This window comes from Pseudomonas sp. RL_5y_Pfl2_73, from assembly GCF_963970515.1.
Taxonomy (GTDB): domain Bacteria; phylum Pseudomonadota; class Gammaproteobacteria; order Pseudomonadales; family Pseudomonadaceae; genus Aquipseudomonas.
On sequence record NZ_CAXAPD010000021.1, the window covers coordinates 26,295 to 43,404 of the forward strand.

Annotated in this window: 15 protein-coding genes; 13 read left to right on the forward strand and 2 right to left on the reverse strand. The window is 59.9% G+C overall.

Going from position 1 to position 17,110, the window contains the following annotated elements; all coding sequences use genetic code 11:
• Positions 1 to 6 precede the first annotated feature (6 nt).
• Positions 7 to 369 carry an ATP-dependent Clp protease adapter ClpS gene (clpS, locus tag AACY42_RS19720; protein ID WP_339481771.1) on the reverse strand — a complete coding sequence of 121 codons (363 nt, stop codon included), beginning with the start codon at positions 367 to 369 and terminating at the stop codon, positions 7 to 9.
• Positions 370 to 596: 227 nt separating this feature from the next.
• Between clpS and AACY42_RS19725 the strand changes: the two genes are divergently transcribed.
• The gene (locus tag AACY42_RS19725) at positions 597 to 866 is read left to right on the forward strand and encodes a cold shock domain-containing protein (RefSeq protein WP_445261523.1); all 270 of its coding nucleotides are present in this window, start codon (positions 597 to 599) and stop codon (positions 864 to 866) included.
• A gap of 77 nt (positions 867 to 943) precedes the next feature.
• Here AACY42_RS19725 and icd read toward each other — a convergent pair whose 3' ends face one another.
• Positions 944 to 2,200: an NADP-dependent isocitrate dehydrogenase gene (gene icd / locus AACY42_RS19730; protein WP_018609234.1), complete on the reverse strand. Its 1,257-nt coding sequence runs from the start codon at positions 2,198 to 2,200 to the stop codon at positions 944 to 946.
• A gap of 482 nt (positions 2,201 to 2,682) precedes the next feature.
• Between icd and AACY42_RS19735 the strand changes: the two genes are divergently transcribed.
• The 12 genes from AACY42_RS19735 to nuoC all read left to right on the forward strand — a co-directional run bounded on the left by AACY42_RS19735 (position 2,683) and on the right by nuoC (position 17,108).
• Positions 2,683 to 4,908, forward strand: coding sequence for an NADP-dependent isocitrate dehydrogenase (locus AACY42_RS19735; protein ID WP_339481772.1), 2,226 nt, complete (start codon positions 2,683 to 2,685; stop codon positions 4,906 to 4,908).
• A gap of 222 nt (positions 4,909 to 5,130) precedes the next feature.
• Positions 5,131 to 5,577, forward strand: a complete 447-nt coding sequence (locus AACY42_RS19740) for an NUDIX hydrolase (protein ID WP_339481774.1) — start codon at positions 5,131 to 5,133, stop codon at positions 5,575 to 5,577.
• Between the two features lie 59 nt (positions 5,578 to 5,636).
• Positions 5,637 to 6,761, forward strand: a complete 1,125-nt coding sequence (gene mnmA / locus AACY42_RS19745) for a tRNA 2-thiouridine(34) synthase MnmA (RefSeq protein ID WP_339481775.1) — start codon at positions 5,637 to 5,639, stop codon at positions 6,759 to 6,761.
• Positions 6,758 to 7,381 carry a high frequency lysogenization protein HflD gene (hflD, locus tag AACY42_RS19750; RefSeq protein ID WP_339481776.1) on the forward strand — a complete coding sequence of 208 codons (624 nt, stop codon included), beginning with the start codon at positions 6,758 to 6,760 and terminating at the stop codon, positions 7,379 to 7,381. The genes mnmA and hflD overlap by 4 nt, the downstream gene beginning before the upstream one ends.
• Positions 7,382 to 7,672: 291 nt before the next feature.
• Positions 7,673 to 9,043, forward strand: coding sequence for an adenylosuccinate lyase (purB, locus tag AACY42_RS19755; protein WP_339481777.1), 1,371 nt, complete (start codon positions 7,673 to 7,675; stop codon positions 9,041 to 9,043).
• Between the two features lie 84 nt (positions 9,044 to 9,127).
• The gene (locus AACY42_RS19760; RefSeq protein ID WP_339481778.1) at positions 9,128 to 10,294 is read left to right on the forward strand and encodes a ribosomal protein uL16 3-hydroxylase; all 1,167 of its coding nucleotides are present in this window, start codon (positions 9,128 to 9,130) and stop codon (positions 10,292 to 10,294) included.
• Positions 10,287 to 10,712, forward strand: a complete 426-nt coding sequence (locus AACY42_RS19765) for a GNAT family N-acetyltransferase (protein ID WP_339481779.1) — start codon at positions 10,287 to 10,289, stop codon at positions 10,710 to 10,712. The genes AACY42_RS19760 and AACY42_RS19765 overlap by 8 nt, the downstream gene beginning before the upstream one ends.
• Before the next feature lie 239 nt (positions 10,713 to 10,951).
• Positions 10,952 to 11,713 carry a secretin N-terminal domain-containing protein gene (locus tag AACY42_RS19770; protein ID WP_339481780.1) on the forward strand — a complete coding sequence of 254 codons (762 nt, stop codon included), beginning with the start codon at positions 10,952 to 10,954 and terminating at the stop codon, positions 11,711 to 11,713.
• Between the two features lie 454 nt (positions 11,714 to 12,167).
• Positions 12,168 to 13,493, forward strand: a complete 1,326-nt coding sequence (aceA, locus tag AACY42_RS19775; RefSeq protein ID WP_053123202.1) for an isocitrate lyase — start codon at positions 12,168 to 12,170, stop codon at positions 13,491 to 13,493.
• A 658-nt stretch (positions 13,494 to 14,151) separates the two neighbouring features.
• Positions 14,152 to 14,565, forward strand: a complete 414-nt coding sequence (locus tag AACY42_RS19780; protein WP_030141323.1) for an NADH-quinone oxidoreductase subunit A — start codon at positions 14,152 to 14,154, stop codon at positions 14,563 to 14,565.
• A gap of 10 nt (positions 14,566 to 14,575) precedes the next feature.
• Positions 14,576 to 15,250, forward strand: coding sequence for a NuoB/complex I 20 kDa subunit family protein (locus AACY42_RS19785; RefSeq protein WP_013693708.1), 675 nt, complete (start codon positions 14,576 to 14,578; stop codon positions 15,248 to 15,250).
• A 73-nt stretch (positions 15,251 to 15,323) separates the two neighbouring features.
• Positions 15,324 to 17,108, forward strand: coding sequence for an NADH-quinone oxidoreductase subunit C/D (nuoC, locus tag AACY42_RS19790; protein ID WP_339481782.1), 1,785 nt, complete (start codon positions 15,324 to 15,326; stop codon positions 17,106 to 17,108).
• Positions 17,109 to 17,110: the final 2 nt, after the last annotated feature.

Sequence of the window (17,110 nt, forward strand, 5' to 3'; positions counted from 1 at the left end):
TCGGCGTTAACCGTCCTTCTCGATTTCACAGAGTAGCGGATGCTGGCTTTCCCGGGCGTACTGGTTGACCTGCATGGCCTTCGTCTCGGCGATGTCGCGGGTAAACACTCCACATACTGCCCGCCCCTCTGTATGGACGGCCAGCATGACCTTGGTCGCCAGCTCGCGATTCAGGTTAAAAAACACCTCGAGCACTTCGACGACGAAATCCATCGGTGTGTAGTCATCGTTGAACAAAACCACCTTGTACATCGGCGGTGCCTGTAATGCGGGCTTTGCTTCCTGAACAGCAATGCCCGAGGAATCGTCGTCGTGTAAATCCGGGCGATCCTGATTGAATGTTAGTCGAATCTGGCTGACTGCATGCATGGAAAGAAAGGTTCGTTTAGTTGGCGAATACAGTGATGGGGGCGTTTGTGGGCGATTTCAACCACGACCACCCGGTCACCTTGACTATCGGTAAAACGGTGTTACAACCAATAGAGCCCATCGCGGGTTAAAAAGGTCCGTGGAATCTATCTTATGCTTCAAGATTAGCCTGCGGATGGACTGGATGATACTCCAGTGATGGAGTGCGTTGCAGAGGGAAATGGGTTATGTCGGTTGTGAAGATGAATGGCAAGGTAAAGTGGTTCAACAATGCCAAGGGCTACGGCTTCATTATTGCGGCCGGCAGGGATGATGAAGACCTTTTCGCCCATTACTCGGCCATCAACATGGAAGGCTATAAAACCCTGAAGGCCGGACAGCCGGTAACGTTCGACGTCATCCAGGGACCCAAGGGTCTGCACGCGGTCAACATCAGGGTTGTCACCGTCGAAGAAACGCCCATCCCTGTCCAGGTCAGGGTCACCGAGACCCATTGACCGGCCGTCGCACCGGTCAAATGAAAATGCCCGGCTCGATCACTCGAGCCGGGCATTCGCGCTGAGCGCCGATTCGCTTACATATGCGAGATCAGAGCGTCACCGAAGCCTGAGGACGACACCAGCTTGGCACCCTCCATCAGGCGTTCGAAGTCATAGGTCACGGTCTTGGCCGAAATTGCGCCATTGGTGCCCTTGATGATCAGGTCGGCCGCTTCGGTCCACCCCATGTGACGCAGCATCATTTCCGCCGACAGGATCAGCGAGCCCGGGTTGACCTGGTCCTTGCCGGCATACTTGGGCGCGGTACCGTGGGTGGCTTCGAACATCGCCACGGTGTCGGACAGGTTGGCGCCTGGCGCAATACCGATACCACCCACTTCCGCCGCCAGGGCGTCGGACAGGTAGTCACCGTTCAGGTTCAGGGTGGCGATCACGTCATATTCAGCAGGACGCAGCAGGATCTGCTGCAACATGGCATCCGCGATGGCGTCCTTGACGACGACGTTCTTGCCGGTCTTCGGGTTCTTGAACTGCATCCACGGCCCACCGTCGAGCAGGGTCGCGCCGAACTCCTCGGCCGCCACTTCGTAAGCCCATTCCTTGAAGGCACCTTCGGTGAACTTCATGATGTTGCCTTTATGCACAATGGTCAGCGAATCGCGGTCGTTGTCGACAACATATTGCAAGGCCTTGCGAGCCAGGCGCTGGGTGCCCTGCTTGGAAACCGGCTTGACGCCGATGCCGCAGTCCTCGTCGAAACGGATCTTGGTCACGCCCATTTCTTCTTTCAGGAACTTGATGACCTTGGTGGCTTCAGCCGAACCGGCCTTCCACTCGATGCCAGCGTAGATGTCCTCGGAGTTCTCGCGGAAAATCGTCATGTCCACGTCGCCAGGCTTCTTGACCGGGCTTGGCACGCCTTCGAACCAGCGCACTGGACGCAGGCACACGTACAGGTCGAGCTGCTGGCGCAGCGCCACGTTCAACGAACGGATACCACCGCCCACCGGCGTGGTCAGCGGCCCCTTGATGGAAACGACGTAATCCTTGACCGCATCCAGGGTTTCCTGGGGTAGCCAGGTGTCCTGGTCATAGACCTGAGTCGCTTTTTCACCGGCGTAGACTTCCATCCAGGAAATCTTGCGCTTGCCGCCATAGGCCTTCTGAACCGCAGCGTCCACAACCTTGATCATGACCGGACTGATATCGACGCCAATGCCGTCGCCTTCGATGAAGGGGATGATCGGGTTGTCGGGAACATTAAGAGAATGGTCTGCATTGACGGTGATTTTGTCACCGACGGCTGGAACCTGAATCTTTTGATACCCCATGCTGAACTCCATTGCTTGGATTGAACATCTGGCTGCGTTCGAGCGTACCCCACTTGAATCGGCGCGCAAACCCTACGTTAGGCTCATCCGGGGTAAAGCGTTGCAGTTCGCGGTGTACAACCCTGAAAACCAAGGGAAAAGCGCCAAACTTGAGCATAGCCGCCCCCTTAGGTACTGCGACGTTTAGACCAATGGACGTGTACGGAAGTCTATGAACCATCGGCAGATTGCCAGCTACCTATGTATAATGCCGCCGCTGACCACAGGGTCACGCTGGCTGAGTGCTCTATCACAGGACTTTCCGTCAGTTTAGAAGCCGGACCGTTACCGCGGCCCAACCGCTTGACGCTCGACTGATGCACCCAACATCACCGCGAAGAAACCTCGACATTCGGTTCACGGATGACTTTGAACGAACGCGCTTACCCGGCGCCCCTCGAGTTTCTGCGCATGCTTTAGCAAAGAAGAGAGTTAATCCGAATATGCCCACCCGCTCGAAGATCATCTATACCTTCACCGACGAAGCGCCCGCCCTCGCCACCTATTCGCTTCTGCCGATCGTCGAAGCCTTTACCGCTTCGGCCGATATCGCCGTGGAAACCCGCGATATCTCCCTCGCAGGGCGCATCCTGGCCAGCTTCCCCGAGCAACTGGGTGACAAAGCCGTAGCCGACCACCTCGCCGAACTGGGCGACCTGGCCGTTACGCCTGAAGCCAACATCATCAAGCTGCCGAACATCAGCGCCTCGGTGCCGCAACTGCAGGCCGCGATCAAGGAATTGCAGGCCCAGGGCTACGCACTGCCGGACTACCCGGAAACCGTGACCAGCGACGCCGAGAAAGACGCTCGCGCGCGCTACGACAAAATCAAGGGCAGCGCCGTGAACCCGGTCCTGCGCGAAGGCAACTCCGACCGTCGCGCGCCGCTGTCGGTCAAGAACTACGCCCGCAAGCACCCGCACAAAATGGGCGCTTGGGCAGTCGACTCCAAGTCCCACGTGGCCCACATGAGCACCGGCGATTTCTACGGCAGCGAAAAAGCCGCCCTGATCGACGCCGCCGGCAGCGTAAAAATCGAGCTGATCGCCCAGGACGGCACTGCCACTGTCCTGAAGGAAAAAACCACCGTACAAGCCGGTGAGATCCTCGACTGCGCCGTGATGAGCAAAAACGCCCTGCGTGACTTCATCGCCGCTGAAATCGAAGATGCCAAGCAAAAAGGCGTCCTGCTGTCGGTTCACCTCAAGGCCACCATGATGAAGGTCTCCGACCCGATCATGTTCGGCCAGATCGTTGCCGAGTTCTATAAAGACGCCCTGGCCAAGCACGCACAAGTGCTGGAACAGATCGGCTTCAACCTGAACAACGGCATCGGCGACCTGTACGCCCGCATCAAAGCGCTGCCGGCCGAGCAGCAGGCGCAGATCGAAGCCGACATCCAGGCGGTCTACGCGGCGCGCCCATCCCTGGCGATGGTCAACTCCGACAAAGGCATCACCAACCTGCACGTGCCGAGCGACGTCATCGTCGACGCTTCGATGCCAGCCATGATCCGTGACTCCGGTAAGATGTGGGGCACCGACGGCCAGCTGCACGACACCAAGGCCGTGATCCCGGATCGCTGCTACGCCACCATCTACCAGGCGGTGATCGAAGACTGCAAGCAACACGGCGCCTTCGACCCAACCACCATGGGCAGCGTGCCAAACGTTGGCCTGATGGCCAAGAAAGCCGAAGAGTATGGCTCCCACGACAAGACCTTCCAGATCAAGGCCGACGGCGTGGTCCGTGTTTCGGACAACAACGGTCACACCCTGCTGGAGCAGAGCGTCGAAGCCGGCGACATCTTCCGCATGTGCCAGACCAAAGACGCGCCGATCCAGGACTGGGTCAAACTGGCCGTCAACCGTGCCCGCGCCAGCAGCACCCCAGCGATCTTCTGGCTGGACCCGATGCGCGCCCATGACGGCGTCGTGATCGAGAAAGTCCAGAGCTACCTGAAGGACTACGACACTGCTGGCCTGGACATCCGCATCATGTCGCCGGTCGACGCGATGAAGTTCACCCTGGCCCGCACCCGCGAAGGTAAGGACACCATCTCGGTGACCGGCAACGTACTGCGCGACTACCTGACCGACCTGTTCCCGATCATGGAGCTGGGCACCAGCGCCAAGATGCTGTCGATCGTGCCGCTGATGAACGGCGGCGGCCTGTTCGAAACCGGCGCCGGCGGCTCGGCACCCAAGCACGTGCAGCAACTGCTGGAAGAAAACTTCCTGCGCTGGGATTCCCTGGGCGAGTTCCTGGCCCTGGCCGCGTCCCTCGAGCACCTGGGCGTGACCTACAACAACCCGAAAGCCCTGGTGCTGGCCAAGACCCTGGACCAGGCTACCGGTGAGTTCCTGGACCGCAACAAGTCGCCTTCGCGCAAGGTCGGCGGCATCGACAACCGCGGCAGCCACTTCTACCTGACCCTGTTCTGGGCCCAGGCACTGGCCGCTCAAGACGACGACGCAGCCCTCAAGGCCCAGTTCGCTACCCTGGCCAAGACATTGACCGACAACGAAGAAAAAATCGTTGCCGAACTCAATGCCGTGCAAGGCAAGCCCATGGACATCGGCGGTTACTACTTCGCCAACCCGGAGCTGACCAGCAAGGCCATGCGCCCGAGCAACACCTTCAACGCGGCGATTGCTGCGCTGGTATAAGGTTGTAAGGAAGCACCACAAACCCCGGCCTTGTGCCGGGGTTTGTGTTTCTGGCATTTACACCATTCATCAACCAGAACCCACCCCTGTGGGAGATTCTATGCTGCAGGGGAACCCTGCAGCCTTAAATTCGGCTGATAATCGCTCTGGTTTTTCATGAGTGCAAATGCCACCCGGCCAACTGCAAGCCCCACATTCCAATCTGAGAAATAAAGGAGCCTTATGAACTGGCACCCCCACATCACCGTCGCCACCATCGTCGAAGACAACGGCCGCTTCCTGATGGTGGAAGAATCCAAGGCCGGGCGCGCAGTACTCAACCAGCCCGCCGGCCACCTGGACCCCAACGAAACCCTCATCGAAGCCGCCGTACGCGAAACCCTCGAAGAAACCGGCTGGGACGTCGAGCCCACCAGCGTCACCGGCATCTACCTCTACACCGCCCCGAGCAACGGCGTGACCTACCAGCGAGTCTGCTTCGCCGCCAAGGCCCTGAAACACCACCCCGGGTATCAACTGGACGACGGCATCCTCGGCGCCAAATGGCTGACCCGCGACGAACTGCTCGAGCAGCGCGAACACTGGCGCAGCGAGCTGATCATCCACTGCATCGACGATTATCTGGCCGGCCACCGCCACAGTCTGACGCTGATCCGTCCTTCTCTTTAGCCTTGCGCGCCCGGGCCTGATAGAATCGCGTCCTTTTTCAAGACACTCATTGAATTCCTATGCGTGATCCAGTTCCTTCTGACACATCCAAGCAGCGCGTCATAGTCGGCATGTCCGGCGGCGTGGACTCTTCCGTTTCCGCCCTTCTGCTGATCGAGCAGGGTTATGAGGTGGAAGGCCTGTTCATGAAGAACTGGGAAGAAGACGACGGAACCGAATACTGCACCGCCATGGATGACCTGGCGGACGCCCAGGCCGTGTGCGACAAGATCGGCATCAAGCTGCACACCGCCAACTTCGCCGCCGAATACTGGGATAACGTCTTCGAGCACTTCCTGGCCGAATACAAGGCCGGCCGCACGCCGAACCCGGACATCCTCTGCAACCGCGAAATCAAGTTCAAGGCGTTCCTCGACTACGCCATGATGCTCGGCGCCGACCTGATCGCCACTGGCCACTACGTGCGCCGCCGCGACATCGACGGCCGCACCGAACTGCTCAAGGGCCTGGACCCGAACAAGGACCAAAGCTATTTCCTGCATGCCGTGGGCGGCGAGCAGATCGCCAAGACCCTGTTCCCGGTAGGCGAACTGGAAAAGCCTGAAGTGCGCGCCATTGCTGAAAAACACCAGCTCGCCACCGCCAAGAAAAAGGATTCCACCGGGATCTGCTTCATTGGCGAGCGCCGTTTCAGCGATTTCCTCAAGCAATACCTGCCGGCCCAGCCGGGTGAGATCAAGACGACCGAAGGCGACGTCATCGGCCGCCACCATGGCCTGATGTACCACACCATCGGCCAGCGCCAGGGCCTGGGCATCGGCGGGCTCAAAGACGCCGGCGAAGAGCCGTGGTACGTACTGGTCAAGGACCTGGAGCACAACGAGCTGATCGTCGGCCAGGGCAACGACCATCCCTGGTTGTTTTCCCGCGCCCTGCTCGCCTCCGATATCTATTGGGTCAACCCGATCGACCTCAGCGAACCACGCCGGCTGACGGCCAAGGTTCGCTACCGCCAGAGCGACCAACCCTGCACCTTGGAAAAAACTGCCACAGGCTACCGTGCCATCTTCGATGACCCGCAGCGGGCAGTCACGCCCGGCCAGTCAGTGGTGTTCTATGACGGCGAAATCTGCCTGGGCGGCGGCGTGATCGAAGTCGCAGAGCCCTGGAGCAGCAAGGCATGACCCCCACCCAGGAACAACTGACAGCATTGGGCGGTGTGTTTCTCGCCGCCGTGCTAGTGGACAGGATCGCCAAGACCGGCCAGGCCACCGAAACGGGCGTGGCCTGCATGCTCGGCAGCCTGCTGGTTCGCGACCCCAAGGACACCCTGGAAGTCTACGGCGGTGACGACCTGAACCTGCGCGAAGGCTATCGTGCGCTGATCGGCGCCCTGGAGCGCGATCCCAGTACCCTGCAACGCGAACCGCTGCGCTATGCCCTGTCGATGCTGGGCCTTGAGCGTCAGCTGGCCAAACGCGACGACCTGCTGGAGACCATCGGCAAACGCTTGCCGCAGATCCAGTCCCAGGTCGAGCACTTCGGCCCTTCCCACGAAAACGTCGTCGCAGCCTGCGGCTCGCTGTACCAGGACACCCTGAGCACCTTGCGCCAGCGCATCCAGGTGCATGGCGACATGCGCAACCTGCAACAGCCAAGCAATGCCTCGAAGATCCGCGCGCTGTTGCTGGCCGGGATTCGCTCGGCACGGCTGTGGCGGCAGTTGGGCGGTCATCGCTGGCAACTGGTGATCAGCCGGCGCAAATTGCTTAAAGAGCTTTACCCGTTGATGCGCAACGAATAAGTCGCCTCAACCCGTTTTTTGTGGCGAGCTTGCTCCCATTGGACTTGTAGGAGCTGCCGAAGGCTGCGATCTTTTGATCTTTCGCTTGGGATTCAAGCGCCAAGGGAAAGATCGCAGCCTCGTTGCACTCGACAGCTCCTACAGACCCAGCAGGAGCAAGCGCCCTCGCCATAGGCATCAAGAGTTTTATTTCGTTACGCGTAATACGCCGGTCAGTTGGCGACGGACCGGCGATTGTTTTCATGTATGATACGCGCCCCATTTCGTTGCCCGACTGTCCGAGAACACCCCATGCAGCTCTCTTCGCTCACTGCGGTTTCCCCTGTTGACGGCCGCTACGCCGGCAAAACCCAGGCCCTGCGCCCGATTTTCAGCGAGTACGGCCTGATCCGTGCCCGCGTCCTGGTTGAAGTGCGCTGGCTCCAGCGCCTGGCCGCCCACCCTGCCATCAGCGAAGTCCCGGCGTTTTCCGCCGAAGCCAACGCGGTGCTGAACACCCTGGCAGAAAATTTTGTGCTGGAGCACGCCGAGCGCGTCAAAGAGATCGAGCGCACCACCAACCACGATGTCAAAGCCATCGAATACCTGCTCAAGGAGCAGGCGGCCAAGCTGCCGGAACTGGCCAATGTCAGCGAGTTCATCCACTTCGCCTGCACCAGCGAGGACATCAACAACCTGTCCCACGCCCTGATGCTGCGCGAAGGCCGTGATGAGGTGATGCTGCCACTGATGCGCCAGACCGCCCAGGCCATCCGCGAGCTGGCGATCCGCTTCGCCGACGTACCGATGCTCTCGCGCACCCACGGTCAGCCGGCTTCGCCGACCACCCTGGGCAAGGAACTGGCGAACGTGGTCTACCGCCTGGAACGCCAGATCACCCAGGTGGCCGCCGTGCCGCTGCTGGGCAAGATCAACGGCGCCGTGGGCAACTACAACGCCCACCTATCGGCCTACCCGGACATCGACTGGGAAGCCAACGCCCGCGCTTTCATCGAAGACGAACTAGGCCTGGGCTTCAACCCCTACACCACCCAGATCGAACCGCATGACTACATCGCCGAGCTGTTCGATGCGATCGCGCGCTTCAACACCATCCTGATCGACTTCGACCGTGACATCTGGGGCTACATTTCCCTGGGTTACTTCAAGCAGCGCACCATCGCCGGCGAAATCGGTTCCTCGACCATGCCGCACAAGGTCAACCCAATCGACTTCGAAAACTCCGAAGGCAACCTGGGCATCGCCAACGCGCTGTTCCAGCACCTGGCGAGCAAGCTGCCGATCTCCCGCTGGCAGCGCGACCTGACCGACTCCACCGTGCTGCGCAACCTGGGCGTGGGTTTTGCCCATAGCGTCATTGCCTACGAAGCCAGCCTCAAGGGCATCAGCAAGCTGGAACTGAACGAGCAGAAGATCGCCGCCGACCTGGACGCCTGCTGGGAAGTCCTGGCCGAGCCGATCCAGACCGTGATGCGTCGCTACAACATCGAAAACCCGTATGAAAAGCTCAAAGAACTGACCCGTGGCAAGGGCATCAGCCCTGAAGCGTTGCAGACTTTCATCGATGGCCTGGATATGCCTGCCGAGGCCCGCGCCGAGCTGAAGAAGCTGACACCGGCCAACTACATCGGCAACGCGGCGGCACAAGCCAAGCGCATCTGATCCACGGCTTTACCTTTGAGACGCCCGGCCGCGCCGGGCGTTTTTATTCGCGTCTGAAAAGTATATTTTTTCAATAGGTTACACATGAATCCTGATATTCCTCTGCAACTCCTGGGCGGCATCACGGCGCGGGAGTTTCTGCGCGACTACTGGCAGAAAAAACCCCTGCTGATCCGTCAGGCGATTCCTGACTTCCAGAACCCGATCGATGCCGATGAACTGGCCGGCCTGGCCCTGGAAGAAGAAGTCGAATCGCGCCTGGTGATCGAGCACGGCGAACGCCCCTGGGAATTGCGTCGCGGCCCGTTCGCCGAAGACGAATTCAGCAAGCTGCCAGAGCGCGAGTGGACCCTGCTGGTACAGGCGGTCGATCAGTTCGTACCGGAAGTCAGCGAGCTGCTGGAGAACTTCCGCTTCCTGCCGAGCTGGCGCATCGACGATGTGATGATCAGTTTCGCCGCTCCCGGCGGCAGCGTGGGTCCGCATTTCGACAACTATGACGTGTTCCTGCTGCAGGGTCACGGCCAGCGCAACTGGAAAATCGGCCAGATGTGCGACTCCGAAAGCTCCCTGCTGCCGCACGCCGACCTGCGCATCCTCGCCGAATTCGAAGCCACCGATGAGTGGACCCTGGAACCGGGCGACATGCTCTACCTGCCGCCTCGCCTGGCGCACTGCGGTGTGGCCGTGGACGACTGCATGACCTACTCGGTGGGCTTCCGTGCGCCGAGCGCCGCAGAAGTACTGACCCACTTCACCGACTTCCTCAGCCAGTTCCTGCCGGACGAAGAACGCTACACCGACGCCGACGCACGCCCTGTCGCCGACCCGCACCAGATCCAGCAGGACGCCCTCGACCGCCTCAAGGGCTTGCTGGCCGAGCACATGAGCGATGAGCGCCTGCTGCTGACCTGGTTCGGCCAGTTCATGACCGAGCCGCGCTACCCGGAACTGGTGGTGGGTCCGGACCTGGAAGAAGACGACCTGCTGGCCAGCCTGGAACAAGGCGCGGTAATCATTCGCAACCCGAGCGCGCGCCTGGCCTGGTCGGAAGTCGATGACGACCTGCTGCTGTTCGCCAGCGGCCAGAGCCGTTACCTGCCGGGCAAGCTGCGTGAACTGCTGAAAATGATCTGTGCCGCCGACGCCCTGCACATCGAAAACCTCGGTCCGTGGTTGGCCGACGAAGACGGTCGCGGCCTGGTCTGCGAGCTGGTCAAACAAGGCAGCCTGGGGTTCGCCGATGAATAAAATTCACGCTCGTGTCGCAGACTGGCAAAAGGATAACGCCGAGATCCGGCGCATTCGTGAGACCGTGTTCATTGCCGAACAGTCCGTTCCACCTGAGCTGGAATGGGATGCCGATGACCAGAATGCGGTGCATTTTTTGGCATTTGAAGGCGACTTTCCCATCGGCACCGCCCGCCTGTTGACCGACGGCCATATCGGCCGTGTCTCGGTTCTCAAGGACTGGCGCGGTCTGAAGGTGGGCGATGCGCTGATGCACGCCGTGATCGCCGAAGCCGAGAAACGTGGGCTCCAGCAACAGATGCTCAGCGCCCAGGTGCATGCCACGCCGTTCTACGAGCGACTGGGGTTTGCGGTGGTCAGCGAGGAGTTCCTGGAAGCCGGGATTCCTCATGTGGACATGGTGCGGCGCTCGGCCTGAAACCGCAGCGCGGCCATCGCGAGCAAGCTCACTCCCACAGGAGGCCGATGGTGAACCTCTGACTCATGTACACCTGTCCCCATGTGGGGCGAGCCTGCTCGCGATGAGGCCCTCAAGCCTTACCCAAAACGCCCCGCCATCCACCGATGTCGGGGCGTTTTGCCGTCTAGCATTCAACTTGCACCACCCGGGGCCGACAAACTGGCAATATCAGGCCTTTGTCTCACGGAGAAATGGACATGCTTGCACGCACCCTGCTGACCCTCTTGCTGCTTGGTAGCGGCCTGTCAGCCATGGCCGACACGCAAATCGTACCGCTGAACTACCGCACCAGCGCCGACCTGCTGCCGGTGGCACAGAACTTCATCGGCAAGGACGGCCAAGTCAGCGCCTACGGCAACCAACTGATCGTCAACGCCGAACCCGGCAAGATCGAAGAACTCCGGCAATTGCTGGCCCAATTGGACACCGCGCCCAAGCGCCTGCTGATCACAGTCGACACCAACGAAAACAACCTGCAGGGCGACCAGGGCTACTCGATTAACGGTGCCGCGCCGAGCCAGACCCGCATCATCAACCGCAGCACCGCCAGCCGTGACGGCGGCGTGCAGCAGGTGCAAGCCAGCGAAGGCCAGCCGGCGCTGATCCAGGTCGGCCAGAGCGTGCCCTTCACCAGTAGCCAGAGCGATGGCTACGGCCGCCTGCATAGCCAGACCGAATACCGCAACGTCACCCAGGGTTTTTATGTCACGGCGAGCGTCACCGGCGAGACCGTTCATCTCAGTATCAGTACCAACCGTGACCGCATGAGCCAGGAACGTCCCGATGTAGTGAACGTCCAGAGTACCGACACAACGGTCAGCGGTCGCCTGGGGGAATGGATCACCCTGGCCGGCGTGAATCGCCAGACTCAAGCCGACAAGCAGGGCCTGACCCGCAGCTATTCTACCCAGGGCCGCGACGACATGATTCTGCGGGTCAAGGTCGATACCCTGAACTGAAGCACCAAAAACTGACTGATGAGTCGTATTAGACCAAAGATGTAGTGCCACAAAAAAAGCACTACAAAACGTTTGACGAGCCAAAAAACCGAAGGCATGATGGCCTCGCTCCCGCTAATCAGGGGCCCTGGCAAGGGCCTTCGGGTCGACGCTTGCAACTACCCTGCGAGCCGATTCGTGTCTGTACCGCCCACAAGGTGTGTTTGACGAGGTTGCGACTGGAACGAAGTTGTCCCGAGGGACGGAAGCGTAACTAGGTAACCCGGCATCACTCTGAGTTCGTATGAAGGCCCACGACGCCCGAATGCGCCCGCAGTTCGCCCCTACCTGCTCACTTTCCCCTCGAGCCCATCGTTCATCCCGTCGCCTCCCCGCCTGAACCGACTTGTACGCCACCCCTGGTCGGCAGGAGCAGGAATTTTCCACCAAGACCTATGCGACGAGGTTTATCTCCATGGCACTGACACGCGAACAGCAAATTGCAGCCCTTGAAAAAGACTGGGCTGAAAACCCGCGCTGGAAAGGCGTGAAGCGCAATTATTCCGCTGCTGACGTCGTCCGTCTGCGTGGCTCGGTTCAACCTGAGCACACCTTTGCGAAACTGGGCGCCGAGAAGCTCTGGAACCTGGTCACCCAGGGCGCCAAGCCAGCCTTCCGTCCCGAGAAAGATTTCGTCAACTGCATGGGTGCCCTGACCGGCGGCCAGGCTGTGCAGCAAGTCAAAGCCGGCATCCAGGCGATCTACCTGTCGGGCTGGCAAGTGGCCGCGGACAACAACTCCGCCGAGTCGATGTACCCTGACCAGTCGCTGTACCCGGTGGATTCGGTTCCAACCGTGGTCAAACGCATCAACAACTCGTTCCGTCGCGCCGACCAGATCCAGTGGAAAGCCGGCAAGAACCCGGGCGACGAAGGCTACATCGACTACTTCGCGCCGATCGTGGCTGACGCTGAAGCCGGCTTCGGTGGTGTTCTGAACGCCTACGAGCTGATGAAGAGCATGATCGAGGCAGGCGCCGCCGGCGTTCACTTCGAAGACCAATTGGCTTCGGTGAAGAAATGCGGCCACATGGGCGGCAAGGTACTGGTTCCAACCCAGGAAGCCGTACAGAAGCTGACCGCCGCCCGCCTGGCTGCCGACGTTGCCGGTGTACCGACCATCATCCTGGCCCGTACCGACGCCAACGCCGCTGACCTGCTGACCTCCGACTGCGACCCGTACGACCAGCCGTTCGTGACCGGCACCCGCACCCAGGAAGGCTTCTACAAGGTGCGCGCCGGTCTCGACCAGGCCATCGCCCGCGGTTTGGCCTACGCGCCATACGCCGACCTGATCTGGTGCGAAACCGCCAAGCCGGACCTGGACGAGGCTCGTCGCTTCGCCGAAGCGATCAAGAAGGAATACCCGGACCAACTGCTGTCGTACAACTGCTCGCCTTCCTTCAACTGGAAGAAAAACCTGGACGACGCGACCATCGCCAAGTTCCAGCGCGAACTGTCCGCCATGGGCTACAAGCACCAGTTCATCACCCTGGCCGGCATTCACAACATGTGGCACAGCATGTTCAACCTGGCGCACGACTACGCCCGCAACGACATGACCGCCTACGTGAAGCTGCAAGAGCAAGAGTTCGCTGACGCCGCCAAGGGCTACACCTTCGTGGCTCACCAGCAGGAAGTGGGCACCGGCTACTTCGACGACATGACCACCGTGATCCAGGGTGGCACTTCGTCGGTCACCGCACTGACCGGTTCCACCGAAGAAGAACAGTTCCACTGACCCACGCCGTAAACGGCCCTTGCGGACCGAGTAAAAGCTAACCGCAAAGCCGATGATCTAACGCCCCGACTGGTTCGGGGCTTTTTTTCGCCTATGCTTCGAGAGGCAACACACTTCCCTTCAAAGCAACCTAGTGGAGCAAGGCTTGCCCGCGATGAACGATAACGCGGTCCGTCTGGAAAGATCCCCTCGCCGGCATCGCGAACACGCTTTGCCCCCACCGAGGCATTCCCATACACAAATCTGCGAACCGATAAAAAAATTGATCGAACGCAGTATTGGGCTGCCTGAAAAAGAGTAAAACGGCCGGCGCTGACAGTTGCAGTAGCGAGCATGTAAGAAGAGTTCTCAGCCGCTGTGCCGGGTTATTGATGAAAAAGCCAGGCAAACAATAATAATTATCATTTAGGCTGGTGTTTCGTTGTTACGCCCTGCACGAAATATTATTGACGAATAAACGGTCAATGCCCGCCCGGCCGGGGCCGCAGGGCCATGGAGGCGCGCTATGTCCTTATTCCAATAAATAATTTCGCTATAGGAATTTTACTTGCCCGGTGTTTAGCCATAAAATCACCGCGATTGATTGCTGCGACATATCGTCACTGCGTTATTTCTTTTCAAGCTCAGAGACCTTTGCTCTCTGTTAAGGATTTCCAGCATGCCCGAAGCGACAGGACTCATGGCCCACAACTGGGGCTTTGCCATTTTCCTTCTGGGCGTTGTCGGCCTCTGCGCCTTCATGCTCGGGGTATCGAGCCTGCTCGGGTCAAAAGCCTGGGGCCGCAGCAAAAACGAACCGTTCGAGTCCGGCATGCTACCTACCGGTGGCGCCCGCTTGCGGCTCTCAGCCAAATTCTATCTGGTCGCGATGCTCTTCGTGATCTTCGATATCGAAGCCCTCTTTCTCTTTGCATGGTCTGTGTCCGTCCGCGAAAGCGGCTGGACCGGATTCGTCGAAGCTCTCGTTTTCATAGCAATTCTGTTGGCAGGTCTTGTCTACCTTTACCGAGTGGGGGCGCTTGATTGGGCTCCGGAAGCTCGGCGCAAGCGGCAAGCGAAGCTGAAACAATGAGGCTTTGGCAATGCAATACAATCTCACCAGGATCGACCCCGATGCTCCTAACGAGCAGTATCCGATTGGCGAACGGGAAACCGTCGCCGATCCGTTAGAAGATCAAGTCCACAAAAACATCTTCATGGGCAAGCTCGAAGACGTGCTGAACAGCACGGTCAACTGGGGTCGCAAGAACTCCCTGTGGCCGTACAACTTCGGCCTTTCGTGCTGCTACGTGGAAATGACCACCGCCTTCACGGCGCCCCACGACATCGCGCGCTTTGGCGCCGAAGTGATCCGGGCATCGCCACGCCAGGCGGATTTCATGGTTATCGCCGGTACCTGCTTCATCAAGATGGCGCCGATCATCCAGCGTCTCTACGAGCAAATGCTCGAGCCCAAGTGGGTTATCTCCATGGGTTCGTGCGCCAACTCCGGTGGCATGTACGACATCTACTCCGTCGTTCAAGGGGTGGACAAGTTCCTGCCCGTGGACGTCTACGTGCCCGGCTGCCCGCCTCGCCCTGAAGCTTTCCTGCAAGGCCTGATGTTGTTGCAGGAGTCGATTGGCCAGGAGCGTCGCCCACTGTCCTGGGTCGTTGGCGATCAAGGCGTCTATCGCGCCGACATGCCATCGCAAAAGGAACAGCGCCGCGAACAGCGTATCGCAGTCACCAACCTGCGCAGCCCCGACGAAGTCTGATCCAGCTCTGTTCCTCTACAAGAAACGAGAACCTGGCTTCATTCTTTACGTTGACCGAAAGCGATAAATAACCATGACTACAGGCAGTGCTCTGTACATCCCGCCTTACAAGGCAGACGACCAGGATGTGGTCGTCGAACTGAACAACCGTTTTGGCCCCGAGGCGTTCACCGCCCAGCCGACCCGCACCGGCATGCCGGTGCTTTGGGTTGCCCGCGCCAAACTCGTCGAAGTCCTGACTTTCCTGCGCAACCTGCCCAAGCCGTACGTCATGCTCTATGACCTGCACGGCGTGGACGAGCGCCTGCGCACCAAGCGTCAAGGGCTGCCCGACGGCGTCGACTTCACCGTGTTCTATCACCTGATGTCGATCGAACGTAATAGTGACGTCATGATCAAAGTCGCCTTATCCGAGAGCGACCTTAGCGTGCCGACCGTGACCGGCATATGGCCGAACGCCAACTGGTACGAGCGCGAAGTCTGGGACATGTACGGAATTGACTTCCCCGGCCACCCGCACCTGACCCGCATCATGATGCCGCCGACCTGGGACGGTCACCCGCTGCGCAAGGACTTCCCGGCTCGTGCCACCGAGTTCGACCCGTTCAGCCTGTCCCTGGCCAAGCAACAGCTCGAGGAAGAAGCCGCACGCTTCAAGCCCGAAGACTGGGGCATGAAGCGTTCGGGCGCCAACGAGGACTACATGTTCCTCAACCTCGGCCCGAACCACCCTTCGGCCCACGGTGCGTTCCGCATCATCTTGCAGCTGGACGGCGAAGAGATCGTCGATTGCGTGCCTGACATCGGTTACCACCACCGTGGTGCCGAAAAAATGGCCGAGCGCCAGTCCTGGCACAGCTTCATCCCGTACACCGACCGCATCGACTACCTCGGCGGCGTGATGAACAACCTGCCGTACGTGCTGTCGGTGGAGAAACTGGCCGGGATCAAGGTACCGGAGAAGGTCGACGTCATCCGCATCATGATGGCCGAGTTCTTCCGTATCACCAGCCACCTGCTGTTCCTGGGCACCTATATCCAGGACGTGGGGGCCATGACTCCGGTGTTCTTCACCTTCACCGACCGCCAGAAGGCTTACACGGTGATCGAAGCCATCACCGGTTTCCGCCTGCACCCGGCCTGGTACCGCATCGGCGGCGTTGCCCACGACCTGCCACGCGGCTGGGAGAAATTGGTCAAGGACTTCGTCGAGTGGATGCCCAAGCGCCTGGACGAATACACCAAGGCCGCCCTGCAGAACAGCATCCTCAAGGGTCGTACCATCGGGGTCGCCGCCTACAACACCAAAGAGGCCCTGGAATGGGGCGTCACCGGTGCCGGCCTGCGTTCCACCGGTTGCGACTTCGACCTGCGCAAGGCGCGTCCTTACTCCGGCTACGAGAACTTCGAGTTCGAAGTACCGCTGGCCGCCAATGGCGATGCCTACGATCGCTGCATGGTTCGTGTCGAGGAAATGCGCCAGAGCATCAAGATCATCGACCAATGCATGCGCAACATGCCGGAAGGCCCGTACAAGGCGGACCACCCGCTGACCACGCCACCGCCAAAAGAGCGCACGCTGCAACACATCGAGACCCTGATCACGCACTTCCTGCAGGTTTCGTGGGGCCCGGTCATGCCGGCCAACGAATCCTTCCAGATGATCGAAGCGACCAAGGGCATCAACAGTTATTACCTGACGAGCGATGGCGGCACCATGAGCTACCGCACCCGGATTCGCACCCCAAGCTTCCCACACCTGCAACAGATCCCTTCGGTGATCAAAGGCAGCATGGTCGCGGACATGATTGCGTACCTGGGTAGTATCGATTTCGTTATGGCCGACGTGGACCGCTAAGC